The 15,991-nt window shown below is 52.9% G+C and carries 12 protein-coding genes; 9 read left to right on the forward strand and 3 right to left on the reverse strand.

All coding sequences use genetic code 11. The features are described from left to right. The first annotated feature begins 251 nt into the window (after positions 1-251). Together KJS40_RS03050 and KJS40_RS03055 are read left to right on the forward strand one after the other, a co-directional pair. A complete protein-coding gene (locus tag KJS40_RS03050; protein ID WP_213539020.1) occupies positions 252-2,390 on the forward strand; it encodes a hypothetical protein in 2,139 nt (712 codons plus the stop codon). Further along, on the forward strand, positions 2,387-2,749 hold the full coding sequence (locus KJS40_RS03055) for a hypothetical protein (protein WP_213539021.1): 363 nt from the start codon (positions 2,387-2,389) through the stop codon (positions 2,747-2,749). The genes KJS40_RS03050 and KJS40_RS03055 overlap by 4 nt, the downstream gene beginning before the upstream one ends. Before the next feature lie 6 nt (positions 2,750-2,755). On the opposite strand, the gene KJS40_RS03060 is transcribed toward KJS40_RS03055, so the two are convergent. Together KJS40_RS03060 and queF are read right to left on the reverse strand one after the other, a co-directional pair. After that, complete coding sequence (locus tag KJS40_RS03060; protein ID WP_213539022.1) at positions 2,756-4,207, reverse strand: transglycosylase SLT domain-containing protein; 1,452 nt, start codon at positions 4,205-4,207, stop codon at positions 2,756-2,758. Between the two features lie 594 nt (positions 4,208-4,801). Further along, a complete protein-coding gene (queF, locus tag KJS40_RS03065) occupies positions 4,802-5,221 on the reverse strand; it encodes a preQ(1) synthase (protein ID WP_213539695.1) in 420 nt (139 codons plus the stop codon). A 137-nt stretch (positions 5,222-5,358) separates the two neighbouring features. Between queF and smc the strand changes: the two genes are divergently transcribed. From smc to def, 7 genes are all read left to right on the forward strand, one after another. Continuing rightward, entirely contained in the window at positions 5,359-8,916 is a 3,558-nt protein-coding gene (smc, locus tag KJS40_RS03070; RefSeq protein WP_213539023.1) for a chromosome segregation protein SMC, read from the forward strand. Positions 8,917-8,929: 13 nt separating this feature from the next. After that, the gene (locus KJS40_RS03075) at positions 8,930-10,177 is read left to right on the forward strand and encodes a cell division protein ZipA C-terminal FtsZ-binding domain-containing protein (protein ID WP_348529544.1); all 1,248 of its coding nucleotides are present in this window, start codon (positions 8,930-8,932) and stop codon (positions 10,175-10,177) included. Continuing rightward, positions 10,174-12,249 (forward strand): NAD-dependent DNA ligase LigA, encoded by a 2,076-nt coding sequence (ligA, locus tag KJS40_RS03080; protein ID WP_213539025.1) that lies wholly within the window; start codon positions 10,174-10,176, stop codon positions 12,247-12,249. The genes KJS40_RS03075 and ligA overlap by 4 nt, the downstream gene beginning before the upstream one ends. A gap of 45 nt (positions 12,250-12,294) precedes the next feature. Next, positions 12,295-13,179: a UTP--glucose-1-phosphate uridylyltransferase GalU gene (gene galU, locus KJS40_RS03085; protein ID WP_213539026.1), complete on the forward strand. Its 885-nt coding sequence runs from the start codon at positions 12,295-12,297 to the stop codon at positions 13,177-13,179. 46 nt (positions 13,180-13,225) lie between these two features. Further along, positions 13,226-13,771: a hypoxanthine-guanine phosphoribosyltransferase gene (locus KJS40_RS03090; protein ID WP_213539027.1), complete on the forward strand. Its 546-nt coding sequence runs from the start codon at positions 13,226-13,228 to the stop codon at positions 13,769-13,771. Positions 13,772-13,927: 156 nt separating this feature from the next. Next, a complete protein-coding gene (locus KJS40_RS03095; protein ID WP_213539028.1) occupies positions 13,928-14,674 on the forward strand; it encodes an S-methyl-5'-thioinosine phosphorylase in 747 nt (248 codons plus the stop codon). Beyond that, positions 14,664-15,197, forward strand: a complete 534-nt coding sequence (gene def, locus KJS40_RS03100) for a peptide deformylase (RefSeq protein WP_213539029.1) — start codon at positions 14,664-14,666, stop codon at positions 15,195-15,197. The genes KJS40_RS03095 and def overlap by 11 nt, the downstream gene beginning before the upstream one ends. Positions 15,198-15,303: 106 nt before the next feature. Here the strand turns inward: def and KJS40_RS03105 are convergent, their stop codons facing one another. Further along, positions 15,304-15,864: a shikimate kinase gene (locus KJS40_RS03105; protein WP_213539696.1), complete on the reverse strand. Its 561-nt coding sequence runs from the start codon at positions 15,862-15,864 to the stop codon at positions 15,304-15,306. Positions 15,865-15,991: the final 127 nt, after the last annotated feature.

Here is a 15,991-nt window from a genome sequence, read left to right on the forward strand (position 1 = left end):
GGAATCAATCTTAAACCCAGATAATTCATTAGGCGGCTCTGCGAGCCTACGCGAGTGCCGGCGGTCAGTTTGCGGCCATTTTCGCCGCTTGCTCGGCGTCCATAGACCAAGCTATGGACTTCTCCCAACCGGCAAAACTGTCTCGCAACCTGCCTCGCCATCATCTCGCGTCCTAATGGATTATCTGGGTTTAATCTTGAGGAATTTATCGGAATCTTTTGGTTTTCGTCTGCGATAAGGAGATTTCATTGATGAAGCGGAGCCTGGGCATAAAACGCTTGCTGCTGGTTTCGGCGGGAATATGGCTGGCTTTAGCTGCTGTGGCGCCACCCGCATTTTCTGATAATGCCGTCAAGCTAAGAATACTGGTCATCACGACAGGTGAGGTAGCGGAAGATCTGGGATTCGCCTACATCGGCCCCGTCCTTGACGAAATGGAAGTGTCATACGATGTATTGAATGCCCGGACACAGGATTTAACGGCCGCCATGCTCGCCTCATCTTCGGCCGGCGTCGGTTGCAAGGCTGAGGATGCAGGCTGTGTAGGCAACTATAACGGCGTCATCCTTACCGACGCCGATCTGGTTCCAAACTTCACGCCATCGGAATGGGACATACTGCATAATTACCAGAAAAACTTCGGCGTCCGCCAAGCGGTACTGTCAGGATGGCCAGCCACCTATACGGATCCGCAACCTCCTCATGGAGTCTACCTGGATTATGGTCTTGTCTATTCGTCAAGCGGCAATGACTTCGATGCCAAGTGGACGGTGCCTGCCGCCTATAGCAAGGAGATTTTTGAGTATGTGAACCAGGCGAGTCCATTTCAAATTACGGACTTTGCCTTCGCGACCAACCCTCGAAATGATGCCAACCGCCTGCGGGACGGTTCCATACCGCATGTCGATCCCATTCTGCGAACCCGAAATGGCGAGGCGCTGATATCGATTGTGCGATACATGATGCCTTCCCAGGCAACGCCTGTACGCGAGGTTATGATCTCGACTATCACTAACGCGTCGTTCCTGGTCCATTCCAATGTTTTGGCCTACGAGTTCATCAACTGGGTGACGCAAGGCATATTCGTGGGCTCACGCTTTGTCTATATGGCTGCCCATATGGACGACTTGTTTCGCCATAGTAAATTATGGAATCCCGGTCTCAAAAAAGAACATCCCGTCATGACCTATCGCTTGAACAGTGCTGACATCGACAATACAGTGCGTAGACAGCAGGCGTTTCGTGTCGCACATCCACTAGCCGGTAATTTCAAGCTGGATTTTCCATTCAACGGTGCGGGCGCGGTTGTCGATCCAGAAGCGGCGCCGCTGGCCGCGAACTTGACGGAAGACCTGGTTGCGGCGGTAGTGGCCAACAAAGCAGATTTTCGTTTTATCAACCATACCTTCACTCACGCGGATTTGGATAAGGCGCCGATTCCAGCGGATGCCCCCTGCGATGAGGCTAGATTTACCAACGTCGCGGCCATCCGCGCGGAAATTACCAAGAACCAGGCGGTTTGGGCGCTTCTGGATCTTCCCGAGAGAAGTCAAAACAACCGAGTGCTGATAAGCGGCGCCCACTCGGGCTTGAGAGACCGCAAATGCACGGAGGATCCTGCTTTGCACCCTGATATGTTTGACCTTCAAGCTGATGACATAGCATTTGATGCGGGTGGCGCCAATCCGCTATTCCTTGAAGCGGCCGCCAGCGTGGGCGTGGAGTATCTCGGTGCCGACGCATCGCAACGGGCGGAGAACGTCGAACAATATATCGCTCAGTACGAAGACGGCAGCGGAACGGATCGACTGATGTTGCCACGCTGGCCAACCAATATTTTCTATAACGTGACGAATCCATCCCAGTTGGAAGATGAGTACAACTATATTTACAATGGGAGATTTATCAATGCGGGACGAAATCCATGTGAAATACCCGAAGCTATCTGCTCTCCCCGGAATTATGCTGAAATCCTCATGGTGGAAGCAGATATGGCGTTACGGCATATGCTGACATTCAATATGTGGCCTCATTTTTTCCATCAGGCGAACTTGGCTAAATACGACGAAAGCGGTAATACACTGGAATTTGACTGGCTGAATGCGGTTTTCGTGGAATATGAGCAACTATTCAATTTGCCCGTCAGGAATTTACCATATTATCTGATCGGTGACGGTACCGCGGAAAGTCTCAACGTCAAGTCTGCGATTATCCACGCGCAATGGAATCGCACGACCAATCAGATTATCCTGTCTGCAAACAAAGCTGTACCGAACCTTCGTGTCACGGGACTCTCTGGTGGAGAGCTGTACGGGGGCCAATTTATCCGCGCTGTCAACGTAGATACAAACGCAACGGCGCACGTTGTCGACCGCGGGTTGACCCAATGAGTATGCAACGCTTCTTGGCTTTTCGCATCCTGCTGGTTATTGCGCTTTCCGTTTTCATTGTCACAGGAACCCCGGTGGCGGCACAGACGGCATCGAAAAAAACTGATGACGCAACTCAGCAAGCCAGTGATGAGGCTAGAAAGAAGATACGAAAGGCAAATGACTTCAAGCTAAAAACAGGAGAGCCGTTGTTTCCCAAACAGGCAGAATCCCTGGCGAAGGGTTATAAAGAGACGGCGGAGATTATCGCCCGACAAGGCGGCGACCCCAAGCCCATTCTTGACGCCGCAGCTTATTTCGAGGGCCAGTCCGAGCTTGTTTCAAGAGTCAATGCGAGTAATAAGCCTTCCGTTCGATGAACACACTCACATGCGTTTTTTTTCCGGCAAGGCAAGTTTCTCCTTGGCAGCGGGCAGCACGGTCTTGTCCGCGAATTTGTGCTTGAGCGTGAGCTTCTGACCGATTTGCAGCAGACGGCCCGTACCCCCGTTCCATGACCTTATTTGCTCTATCGTGACATCATGGCGTTTGGCAATGCCCAGGAGCGAATCGCCTTTTCTGACAGCGTAGACGAAGCTGTGTTCGAGCATTTTCGGCGTGGCGGGTTTGTCGCTCATAACCGAAATATCCATACCTTCAGCGCTCCCGTTACGGGGAACGAGCAAAATCTGTCCTGCCGTTATCGCGCCGCTCGTATCAATATCGTTGATTTCCTTCAGTCGCCCGACGCTGATCCCATACCGAGCAGAGATTTTTTCGATCGTCTCGTCTTTTTTTGCTTCGTAGGCTTGCCACGATACCAGGGGTCTGTCATGAATTTTCAGATTTTCCACAAAGACATCCACTTTTTCCGCCGGAAGCAGCAGCGTGCGCGATCCGTCGATATTAATGACCGGCCGGTTGTGGCCTGGATTAAGCGCTTTAAACTCATCCACGGAAATTTCGGCAAGCTTCGCTGCCACCTTTACGTCGATATGACGGGTCGCTTCGACCTGGCCGAAATAAGGCTCGTTGGGAATGGATTCAAGCTCTATCCCGAAGGCGGCCGGGTTCAAGATAATATTTCTGATTGCGATCAGTCTGGGAACATAGTTTCGGGTTTCAGGCGGCAGCGCGATATTATGAAAATCCTCCGGAAGTCCGCTGCTGCGGTTCTTCATGAGCGAACGTCCCACCGCACCTTCACCCCAATTATATGAAGCCAGTACCAGCTCCCAACTGCCGAAGATGCGATGGAGGTTTTGCAGATAATCAAGTGCGGCGCCGGTGGCGGTGACTATGTCTCGACGTTCGTCATACCACCAATTCTGTTTCAAGCCATAATTCTTCCCCGTGGATGGGATGAACTGCCAGATGCCGGCGGCACTTCGATTGGAATAGGCCTTTGGATTGAAAGCACTTTCGATAATAGGCAGCAGGGCGATCTCGGCAGGCATGCCGCGGCGCTCCACCTCTTCAACGATATGAAAGAGGTAGCGTTTACCGCGCTCGACGATGCGCTTCATATATTCAGGACGATCAACGTAAAAATCTTCGTTGCTGCGCACCTTTTCACCATCCAGTTTAGCCATGGCGAAGCCATTGCGAATGCGTTGCCATAAATCAATGGGGAGAGGAGGCGCTATCTTGCGCGCGGGCGGGCTCGCTTCAATGGTGGGAATGACTGGATCGCTTTCTGCGATGGGAAGCGTGTTCGATTTGTCGTGCGCAAGCTCCGCAATCGACTGACCAGCATGTTCTTCTGCATTTGCTGCGAGACTCGCGGCTGTCAGCGTGAGACTGGTAATCAAAACTAAAGTGAGCCGTTGAACTTCCATGGTTATTATTGACCTTTTGCCGAGGTTTTATTTGGAGAAAATTCGTCGGGGTAAGGCCTCATTCTAAAATTGAACCTAAATCCGGTAGTTGGACGGGGTGAAGTGTACGGTTTTTGGGGTGCAGGGCAAGGCGCAATGACGCGGAATACAACCGCGCAGGGCGGAGCAGTGCCTTCCGCAGGAAGGTGCGACCCCGAAGCGGTATGCGGGTCCCCGCTTGCGTGTGGAACGCGATCGCGGCATCCCCTGCGCTGCCCGATCCCCGCTTCGCGGGGCCCCTCGGGCGACGCTTCGGGGCGCCGTTCCATTCCAAGGAGTTGCAACGCAGCCATGTGCCGCAAAAACTGTGCAATTCACTCCGTAGCGGCCTCACCCGGAAGGTGAGTGTCAAATAATATGAAATATTGTTATTAATCATAACACTGATCCATTAAATGAGCGGTCAACTACCGGATTTAGGTTTAATCAAGCTGCACAAGGCATTATTCCGTTGCAGCAATCGCTAAACGGATATCAATCCCATTAAAAAGCAATAGGTGAGCTATAACGGCGGGACCTGCCCCGTGCATGGCTGCTACGGCCCAGACAAGAAATTTATCCTCGTGTTGCAGGTTGAGCCCCGAATGCCGCCAGCTCTACCGCCGGCAGTGGTTGCCACCCTGGTTTCCGATGTTCTGCGATAACATTGGTAAAAATACCGCCGCGCACATAAAATTTGGCAGTGAGACGTAGATACCTTGGCTCCAGGACGGCAACGAGGTCATCGGCAATACGGTTGGTTACGGCCTCGTGAAACGCTTTTTCATTCCGATAAGACCAGATGTAGAGCTTGAGGCTTTTAAGCTCGACGCAGTTTACGTTTGGAATGTAATCCAGAATCAGGGTGGCAAAATCCGGTTGTCCGGTTTTTGGACAAAGGCAGGTAAACTCCGGAATTTCCATATGAATATGATAATCCCGCGCCGGTGCGGGGTTCGGAAAAACTTCCAAGTCGGTCGTGGGGTTGCTGGGCATTCTCTTATCTCTTTCAAATCGGTTAGAATTGTCTACCCTGGGGTGTGGTCGTTGCACAATAGCCCAAAATAACTTCAGGGTTTTTTTCAAGGCTATCTTTTCGATCTGCTCAATTATAACTGGTTGCGAACGACAAGTTGCGTCTCTCCCGCATCAAACTAGCCGGGTTCAAATCCTTTGTCGACCCTACCGAGATTCCCCTTCCAGGGGATCTGGTCGGGGTTGTGGGCCCCAATGGCTGCGGAAAATCCAATGTGATCGACGCCGTGCGCTGGGTCTTGGGCGAATCGCGCGCGTCTGCGTTGCGCGGCGAATCCATGCAGGATGTGATTTTTAACGGTTCCGCGAATCGCAAACCAGTGGGAAGAGCCAGCGTAGAGCTGATGTTCGACAACAATCTTGGCAGGGCGGCCGGGCAGTGGTCGAGCTATGCGGAGATTTCCATCAAGCGAATATTGCGTCGCGATGGTGAATCAACCTATCACATCAATAATATCCATGTCCGCCGGCGGGACGTCGCGGATATCTTTCTTGGCACTGGAGTGGGTGGGCGTGGCTACGCCATTATCGAGCAGGGAATGATTTCCCGCATTATCGAAGCAAGGCCGGAGGAGTTGCGCGTACTTCTGGAGGAGGCAGCAGGCATTTCCAGATATCGCGAGCGCCGCCGTGAAACTGAATCGCGCCTGGCCGATACACGCGACAACCTTCTGCGGATAAGCGATATTTGCCAGGAACTGGAAAAGCAGTTAATACGCCTGGAACGACAGGCCGAGGTGGCCCGACGCTTTAATGACTTGAAAGATCAATTGCATAAAGCGCAAAATCTTTTATGGTGCGCCCGCAAACAGGAAGCCGCCACGCAACGTACCCTTGCGGAAAAAGAGCTCCGATCGCTGCAGACTTCGCTGGAAATGGAAAGCGCGAGCCTGCGCGATGCAGAAAAACGCCTGGAAGAGAAGCGCGCTCATCATTATGCCATGGGCGACCTCCTGCATGAGTATCAGGGCGAGCTTTATACAGCCAATGCGGAAGTGGCACATACCGAACAGCAAATCCGGCATGTGCGTGAAAACCATCATCGCATGGCGCAACAAATCAAGGCAGTGAAGAGCCAGCTTGAGAACCACAAAAAACAAGTGGAAGATGCGGCTGAAAGTTTGAGCCGCTGGCGTGGGGAATTTGAACGGGCGCGCTTGGCTCGTGAAGCCGGCAAACAAAAAGCTGTGGCAGAGAACGAAAAATTGCCGGTGGCGGACTCCACTTTTCGCTTATGCCAGGAGAAATTTACCGAAACACAGCGTGAGGTGTTGCTGGTTGAGCAGGCTGGTCAACTGGAAGAAAGTAATCGGGCACACGCGGCAAAAAACTTCCAGCAGCTTGAGTTGCGACGAGTACGGCTAACGGCTGAGCGAAATTCCTCGCCCCAACCGGAAATCGAAACACTATCCGGTTTAGCCCGGCAAGCGGAGGCCAGCGCGGCTGATCTCAAAAACAAACAGGAAACGCTCTCGCAAACTGAAAGCCTGCTGCTGAATGCCGAGGAAGTGAAAGGTGAGTTTTCGCGTAAAGTGCAAATGCTGGAGCAACAGATTGTACGGACTGAAGCGCGGCTTGGCGCCTTGGAGCGCTTGCAGAGCCGTCTCGAAGGCAGCGAGGGACTGAGCGCATGGATCGCCAGGCATCAGCTCGATACACTGCCGCGTTTGTGGCAACACATCCAGATTGAGAAAGGGTGGGAAGATGCGCTTGAAGCGGTGCTGCGCGAGCGCCTGAACAGTGTGCGGCTCGGCCAATTGGAGATGGCGCGTGAGTGGGCGGACGATCCTCCTCCGGGAAAATGGACGCTGTTCGAGTTAGCCAGGCCAGCGACCCAAGGGTTACAGGGAATATCGGGCGAACAACAGCAAGACCCGAGAGGAAGGGAGAGTTGGATACCGTTGCAATCGTATCTGGCTTGCGATCATGCAGAAACAAAACCTGTGCTGGACGAATGGCTGGGTGGAATATTCGTGGCCGAGGATGTGCGGACTGGTCTTTCGCAACGAACAAGTTTATCTTCGCGTGAATTGCTGGTCACTCGCGAGGGCCATATGATTACATGCCACAGTCTTACCTATTATGCTCCCGATTCGCAGTTACATGGCGTACTCGCCCGGCAACGCGAGATAGCCCAGATTAAAGTCGAAGCGGATGCGCTGAGAGTAAGCCTCGCGGATGAGAAAGCCGAGCTGGATATGGCGGAGGAAGCCTGCCATGCGCTCGAATCGTCCGTGTCTTGTCTGCGTGATGATATCGGGGATCTCCAGCAACTGCATCACAACGTACAAATGCAGGCGTTGAAGCTCACTCAACTCGCTGACCGTACTAGTCAGCGGCATAAGCAGATTGACAGCGAACTGGCTGAAATCGGGCAGCAGGCAACGGCAGAGTCCTTCCGGAAGCAGGAGGCCGAAGAAAAATTGATGCGGTATCGGGTTCAGGCCGAAGCGCTGCAACAGCAGGTACAAAAGGAAAAACAAGCGCGGGAAGCAGCGGAACAGTTTTTGGATGCACAGCGCCAGCGCGTACGGATTGCCGAGAAGGAAATGCAGGAGGGGGCATTTCACGAAAAAACCTGCTTGAATAAAATTGCGGAAGCGGAAAATTCCATTCGGTATATTGGTGAAAATGCCGTTGAGCTCGAAGCTCATCTGGAAAAATTGCAAGCCACGCAGAGTGATTTTGATGAAACGCAACTGAGCAGTCTGCTTCAGGAACGACTGGCGTTGCGTGAACAGCGTGAAGAGAGATTGGCGGTTGCGCGCAATGCCCTTGAAGATGCAGCCAGTGAACTGCGGGAAATAGAGCAGGAGCGCATGACTTCCGAGCAAAAATTGCACCCGCTGCGGGAAGGCATCAACCAGGTGCGCCTCAAGGAACAAGAGGCGCGAATTGCCGAGGATCAGTTTGGCGAGCAGTTAAAGGAATCAGGTGCCTCGGAGCAGGAACTGATCCACTCCCTCGGGAAAACACGGCCTTTCGCTTTGCAGGCCGAGATAAACCGAATGAATGGAGAAATCGCTGCCTTGGGAGCGGTTAATCCAGGTGCGCTCGATGAGCTGGAATCTTGCCAGACGCGCAAAACCTATCTGGATTCACAATCGCAGGATCTGGAGGAGGCATCGGAGACGCTTAAGAATGCCATCCGGCAAATAGATCGTGAAACCCGCGAACGACTGCTGGAAACGGTCGAAAAGGTCAACGGCCATCTGGAAGATATGTTCCCCACCATGTTCGGTGGCGGGCAGGCGAAGCTGATATTGAGAGGGGAGGAAATTCTTGATGCAGGCATACAAATTTTCGCCCAACCACCGGGTAAGAAGAACAGTTCCATCAACCTTCTGTCCGGCGGTGAAAAAGCGCTCACTGCGCTGGCATTTGTGTTCTCGCTGTTTCAGCTCAATCCCGCGCCGTTTTGCCTGTTGGATGAAGTGGATGCCCCTCTGGATGATAGCAACACCGAGCGGTTCTGCAATCTGGTGCGGAAGATGTCGCTTCGGACCCAGTTCGTATTTATCAGTCACAATAAGATCACGATGGGCATCGCTCAGCAATTAATTGGCGTCACCATGCAGGAAAAAGGCGTTTCACGGGTGGTTGCGGTAGAAATCGAAGAGGCTGTCAGGCTGAGTAGCGCTTCCATGGCGACTTGAACATATGATGAACATGAGCGAATTGCAAATCAGCTTGATAGCCATTGGAATCATCGTGGTTATGGGTGTTGTCCTTTTTAACTGGATGCAGCAACGCCGCTATCGGCAGGGCGCGGAAGAAGCGTTCGGGCCAAAACATGAGGACGTATTGCTGAGAGAAACCCTGTCCGGCGAACAAAATGAAAGGATTGAACCGCAGCTCGATAAGGCGTTCTTGCAAGAACCCCGGATGGAGCCCCGGGGGGAATCAACCGAAAAACCGATCGAAGAAACTAACGAAGGGCCAAATGAAGAACCAGCAGTAGAAGAATCAATCGAAGAATCATGCGAAGAACCGGCGGAGGCTGCGGAAACTGCCCGACCTAGGCCGGAACCGGCCATAGGCCCGGTCAGGGCCGTAACGGCGGTTGAGCAGGAGCCAGCGCCGCTTGAGGAGGATAACTCCCCGGATAGTGTGGATTATGTGATTGAAATCCGTAGCGAAAAACCGATCATGAATTCGAGCCTGGCAGAGGTGTTACAGCGAAAATTCGATTTCAGCAAGCCCGTGCGGTGGCTGGGGCAGAGAAGCACGGAAGCATTTTGGGAAGAAATTACAACAGAGGCCAACGGCAAGGGTGGCTATACCCATCTGCGCGGTTGCCTGCAACTCGCCGATCGAGCCGGTCCGGTAAGCGAAGTCAGTTTGTCCGAATTTCGCGACATGGCGGAAAATTTCGCCACGCATGTGGCGGCAGCGGTAAATTGCCCTAATATACATAAGGCGTATGCGCGAGCAATATTACTTGACGAATTCTGCACCCAGGTGGACGTCATGGTAGGCATCAACATTATCAGCAAGGATAACAGCGTGTTTACCGGCGCCAAAATTCGCGTCCTGGCAGAAACGTCAGGTTTCAAGCTGGGCGCCGAAGGCCTGTTTCATTACCGTGACGAAAATAATGTGGTCTTATTTTCCCTCGGCAATTATGAACCCTCTCCTTTTCTCCCTGGCAGCGTCCGCACGCTCACGACGCGTGGTATTACATTTCTTCTTGACGTACCGGGCGTAGCAAACGGCGAAGCCGTTTTTGGGCAAATGATGCATCTCGCCGGTGTTTTCACGGACAATCTCGGGGGGGTCATGGTGGATGATAATCGCATACCTTTGAGCGACAGCGGCATCCGCAAAATCAAACAGCAATTAATTGCAATACAGTCCACCATGCTGTCGCGCAATATTCCTGCCGGTGGCGAAACTGCGCTGAGGCTGTTTGCGTGAGTGAGCGTCCGGATGAAGTCTCCCAAGTAGCGCGCCGCATACAGGAACTGCGCGGCAATATCGAACTGCATAATTATAGCTACTACGCACAGAATACCCCGACTATTCCGGACGCGGAGTACGACAAGCTATTCCGGGAATTGCAGGAACTCGAACAGCGCTATCCGCAACTCGTTACGTCTGATTCCCCTACCCAGCGCATAGGCGCTGCTGCGCTCACTGAGTTTCCCCAGATTGTCCATCGCATCCCGATGCTCTCCCTCGGCAATGCATTTGAACCGGCGGAGGTGGAGGCGTTTGACCGGCGCGTGCGCCAGACCTTGGGGGTGAGCTGCGTGGAGTATGCGGTGGAGCCCAAATTCGACGGTCTGGCGGTAAGCCTGTGTTATGAAAACGGTATATTCAGGACGGGCGCCACCCGTGGCGATGGCTATGTTGGCGAAGATGTCACCCTGAATTTACGCACAGTCCAATCTATTCCTTTGGCGCTTAAAACCGACGCTGGTATCGGTGACACCCCTTCCTTTCTCGAAGTGCGTGGCGAGGTACTGATGTTGAAGGCTGATTTCGAGAAACTTAATCGGCAACAGCGCACAAAAAATGAAAAGGAGTTCATCAATCCCCGCAATGCCGCAGCAGGTGCACTACGCCAGCTCGATCCCGCCATTACGGCAAACCGTAGACTGAGGTTCTTCGCATATGGCATCGGCGCTTTTGAAGGCGGAAGCGTGCCTCGTGATAAACATCATCATATAACGGACTACCTTGCGTCGCTGCGTTTTCCGGTTGCGCAAGAACGCAGTACCGTAACCGGTGTGGCGGCATTGCTGGAATATCACCGGGAAATACGCATAAAGCGCGAACGCCTGCCGTACGATATCGATGGCACGGTATATAAGGTCAACGATCTCGCGCAGCAGGAGAAGCTCGGGTTTGTGTCACGTGCCCCCCGGTTTGCCCTTGCTCATAAATTTCCGGCGCAGGAAGCGATAACGGAATTGCTGGGAATCGACGTACAAGTCGGTAGAACCGGCGCCATGACGCCAGTTGCGCGATTGAAACCGGTGTTTGTGGGGGGCGCCACCGTTACCAATGCAACGCTGCACAACGAGGATGAAATCAGGCGTAAAGATGTCATGATCGGGGATACGGTAACAGTGCGGCGGGCGGGCGATGTGATTCCCGAAGTGGTGTCAGTACAGAAGGAGAGCCGGCCGCCGCATGCAAGGCCATTCGTTATGCCTGATCACTGCCCGGTATGTGGCTCGAAAGCGATGCGCCTGCCCGGTGAGGCGTTAACCCGTTGCACGGGCGGGCTGTTCTGTCCGGCGCAGCGAAAACAGTCGATTTTGCATTTTGCCTCACGCCGCGCTATGGATATCAACGGCTTGGGCGATAAGCTCGTGGAGCAACTGGTAGATAACGCCATTATCAGAACGCCGGCGGATCTTTATAAACTGGGTATAACCGGACTTGCCGCCCTGGAGAGAATGGCGGACAAATCCGCAGGCAATACCATAAGCGCCATCGAAAAAAGTAAAAGTACCACACTGGCCCGATTTATTTATTCGTTGGGTATCCGTAATGTGGGCGAGACCACTGCCAAGGATCTGGCCCGGTACTTCGGCGGTCTGGACAGGTTGATCGCAGCGGATGCGGAAAGTTTGCGCCTGGTGCCGAATATTGGTCCCGTGGTGGCTGAGAGCATTGCCGATTTTTTTGGCGAAAGACACAATCTCGAAGTTATCGAGCAATTGCGCGCCAGCGGAGTACGGTGGAAAGAGGACGAGGGCATCCAGGCGAAGGCGAGTTTCGACGGTACCTCGGATATGGGCAAAGCCGGCGGCAAGATTTTCGTGTTGACGGGGAGCCTGCCGAATCTGACACGAGAAGATGCCAAGGAAAGAATAGAAGCCGTTGGGGGAAGAGTAACAGGCAGCGTTTCGGCGAAAACCGATTATGTTGTGGCTGGTGCGGACCCGGGCAGCAAGTATGACAAGGCTGTTGAATTGGGAATAACGGTCCTTGACGAGGCAGGATTGCTACAATTATTGCGAGATTCACAGGGTTGATTCAAGTTCATTTTCCTGAAATTCCAATACTAAGCGAGTGCGTTCATGGCCAGAATAACTAAAGCGGTTTTCCCCGTGGCAGGGATGGGTACCCGTTTCCTCCCCGCCACCAAGGCGAGCCCCAAAGAAATGATGCCCGTGGTGGATAAGCCGTTGATCCAGTATGCGGTTGAAGAGGCCGTGGCGGCGGGCATAACAGAGATGATTTTTATAACCGGCCGTCATAAACGTGCTATCGAGGATCATTTCGACAAAGCTTACGAGATGGAAGCAGAGCTGGAAGCGCGTGGTAAAACGGAAACGCTGGAAGTACTGCGAAATATTTTGCCGAAAAATGTTTCCTGCATCTATATCCGTCAATCGGAAGCGCTCGGGTTAGGCCATGCAATATTATGTGCTCGTCCTGCAGTGGGTAATGAACCATTCGCAGTACTGCTTGCGGATGACTTGCTTGCGGATGACGAACCAATCATGCAACAGTTGTGCCGAGTGTATGAACAGAACGGTTGCTCGATACTGGCCGTACAAGAGGTCGAGCCGGAAGATACGGTGAATTATGGTATTGTGAAATGCGGGCCGGGGATGAACCGCCTGCACCCTATCACCGGTATTGTCGAAAAACCCAAGCCAGAGAATGCACCTTCAACATTAGGTGTTGTGGGCCGTTATATTTTGACTCCCAAGATTTTTGAGCATCTGGAAAAAATCGATCCCGGTGCGGGTGGGGAAATCCAACTGACGGACGGCATCGCCTCGCTATTATTGGAAGAGCGCGCGTTGGCGTATGAATTCTCGGGTACCCGTTACGATTGTGGAAGCAAGATAGGTTACCTCAAGGCCACTATCGCGCTGGCGCTAGAGCATCCGGAAGTGCGCCAGGAATTTTCCGACTATCTGGATGCCAGATGCCGCGACATTCCTTCTGTTTGATGATTTTTTTCTTTTCACGGTTTCAACTGATATCCATATTGACCTGATGCTTTCTTGCGAAGAAGCGAAGAAGATCCTCGGCGCGGCGGAGCAGATATTTTCTGCTGACGTGGTATCCCAGACGGTCAAACACATGGCAGCCGAGATTACTGCGGCACTATCGCATCGGTATCCATTGGTATTGAGCATAATGGGCGGCGCCGTGGTGTTTACCGGTCAATTGCTGCCGCTGCTGGAATTTCCGCTCAATTTCGATTATCTCCATGTCAGCCGCTACGATAATGAAACCCGGGGTGGTAAAATCAATTGGAAGGTATCACCTCCCGAGAACGTGCGAAACAGGGTAGTGTTAGTGCTGGATGACGTCCTCGATGAAGGGATCACGCTTGCGGCAATCCGTGAACGGGTTATGAGCCAAGGCGCAACAGCCTTCTACAGTGCTGTTTTTGCTGAGAAGGTCATAGGCAAACCCAAGCCCATCAGCGCGGATTTTGTGGGTGTCATGCTGCCGGATCGCTTTGTGTTTGGCTTCGGAATGGATATCTATGGCGCATGGCGGAATCTCCCCGCGATTTACGCCTTGAAGGCGTAGGAGAAACCTGAAAAAATATGCGGCTGCAAAATCGCTAACGTTGCTAATTCGCTAACATGCGACAAGAATGAAAGCTGCGGAGTGAACGCTCGCGAGCCATGGTTTTTTTAAAAGCGATCAAGGGTACTTTTCAATCTCTCTGGATTTCTGAAAGACATGCTTGCAATCATCGGTGGCACAGGTATGGCCCAGCTTGCCTGTCTTGAGATATCGCATCGACGCATTATGACGACACCCTATGGTGAACCGTCGAGCCCGCTGACTTTCGGCAAAATCAATGACCATGAGGTTGTATTCCTGGCGCGCCACGGCTATGGACACACCATTCCACCTCATGAGGTAAATTACCGTGCCAACCTCTGGGCGTTACACTCATTGGAACTGACCCGGGTGATAGCTGTTGCTTCGGTAGGCGGCATCCGCTCGGATTTAACACCCGGCGTGGTTGCAGTTCCCGACCAGATTATCGATTATACCCACGGCCGCAAGTATACTTATCACGACAACACAGCCAAGTCGGTTACTCATGTCGATTTCACCGAACCCTACTGCCAGCTGACTCGTGGACGCTTGCTCGAGGCGGCGGCACGCGCCAATGAAAACGTGATTGATGGTGGTGTCTATGGCGCAACTCAAGGGCCACGGCTGGAAACCGCCGCCGAAATCAATCGCATGGAACGGGACGGGGTGGATATGGTAGGGATGACCGGTATGCCCGAAGCGGCACTCGCCAAGGAATTAGGCCTTTGCTATGCGTCTATCACGGTAGTGGCCAATTATGCTGCAGGACGTAAAACGAGCGTGCATGCGATTCGTCTGGAAGATGCTCATGCTGTTCTGGAGAAAGCGATGGTGGGTGTCAGGAATATTCTCGAGCATGCGGTGGAGCTCGATGTCGATTAAGCCGGTCTTGAGAATGGGCGATCCCGGATTGCTCGAAGTGGCCCGCAAAGTGGAGGCGTTCGGCACCCCCGAGCTCGAGGCCCTGATTCGTGATATGCATGACACCATGGAAGCCCTCAACGGCGCAGGACTGGCTGCACCTCAGATTGGAGTCGGCCTGCAAGTCGTGATCTTCGGGGTGAAGCGCAATCCACGCTATCCTGATGCGGAGGAGGTACCTTATACCGTGCTGGTGAATCCGGTGTTAACGCCGCTGGCAACGACCATGGAACAGGGTTGGGAGGGCTGTCTGAGTGTTCCAGGCATGCGCGGCATGGTTCCACGCTTTACCAACGTGCGCTATCAGGGTTCGGATCAGTATGGTGAATCCATCGATCGCAGTGTCGACGGGTTCCATGCCCGTGTCGTACAACACGAGTGCGACCATTTGAATGGCATTCTCTACCCCATGCGTATTACTGATTTTCGTACATTCGGTTTTACCGACGTTCTGTTTCCCGATGAGGCGCCAATGGACGAGTAAGCCGAGCTATCCGTCCCCATCCCTACTTATCAGCCTGTCAATTTATAGGACGCCGGGCCGAAGCAATGCACATCAATGTACATTGCTGCTGCGGCAACCCTTCTTTTCAAATTTCATCCATTCCCAAACCGGAGCAGGCCAGTTGCTGTGCCAGCAATTGCGCCAGATGGCGTGCACTTCGTTTTCCGCTTTCAACGATGATATGCGCTGTCTCCCGGTAAAGGGGATCCCGTTGTGCATAAAGTTCAGTCAGTTTCGTGCGAGGATCCTGAGTCTGGAGCAATGGACGATTCTTGTCATGTCGCGTTCGACGCCACAAATCATCGATTGTGGCTCTCAAGTAGATCACGGTGCCGCTACGCTTCAGCATCTCGCGGTTTTCCGCGCTTAACACTGCGCCGCCGCCTGTGGCAAGTACAATATTTCCGGTTTTCACCAGTTCGGAGAGCATTTCTGTTTCCCGCTTGCGGAAACCAGCCTCGCCCTCAATTTCAAAAATAAGGGGTATGCTGACGCCGGTTCGCTTCTGGATTTCCCGGTCCGAGTCATAAAACTTTTTTTCCAGAAAGTTTGCCAGAAGCCTGCCAACCGTTGTTTTTCCCGCACCCATCATTCCGACCAGAAAAATATTTCCGCTTGTCTCGCCCAGGATGGCTTCGCCTACCATGTTATCCAGCGTCGTTATTGCTTTAATTGCATACATTCGCGAATTGTAGCCGAAATGCCCGATCCACGTTAAATACAAGATGTTCAGGTTTTGGCTGCCAGAGCTAAAACGATACCTGCCCGGTCAG

Origin of the sequence: Nitrosospira sp. NRS527, assembly GCF_018406445.1 — a bacterium.
GTDB lineage: Bacteria > Pseudomonadota > Gammaproteobacteria > Burkholderiales > Nitrosomonadaceae > Nitrosospira > Nitrosospira briensis.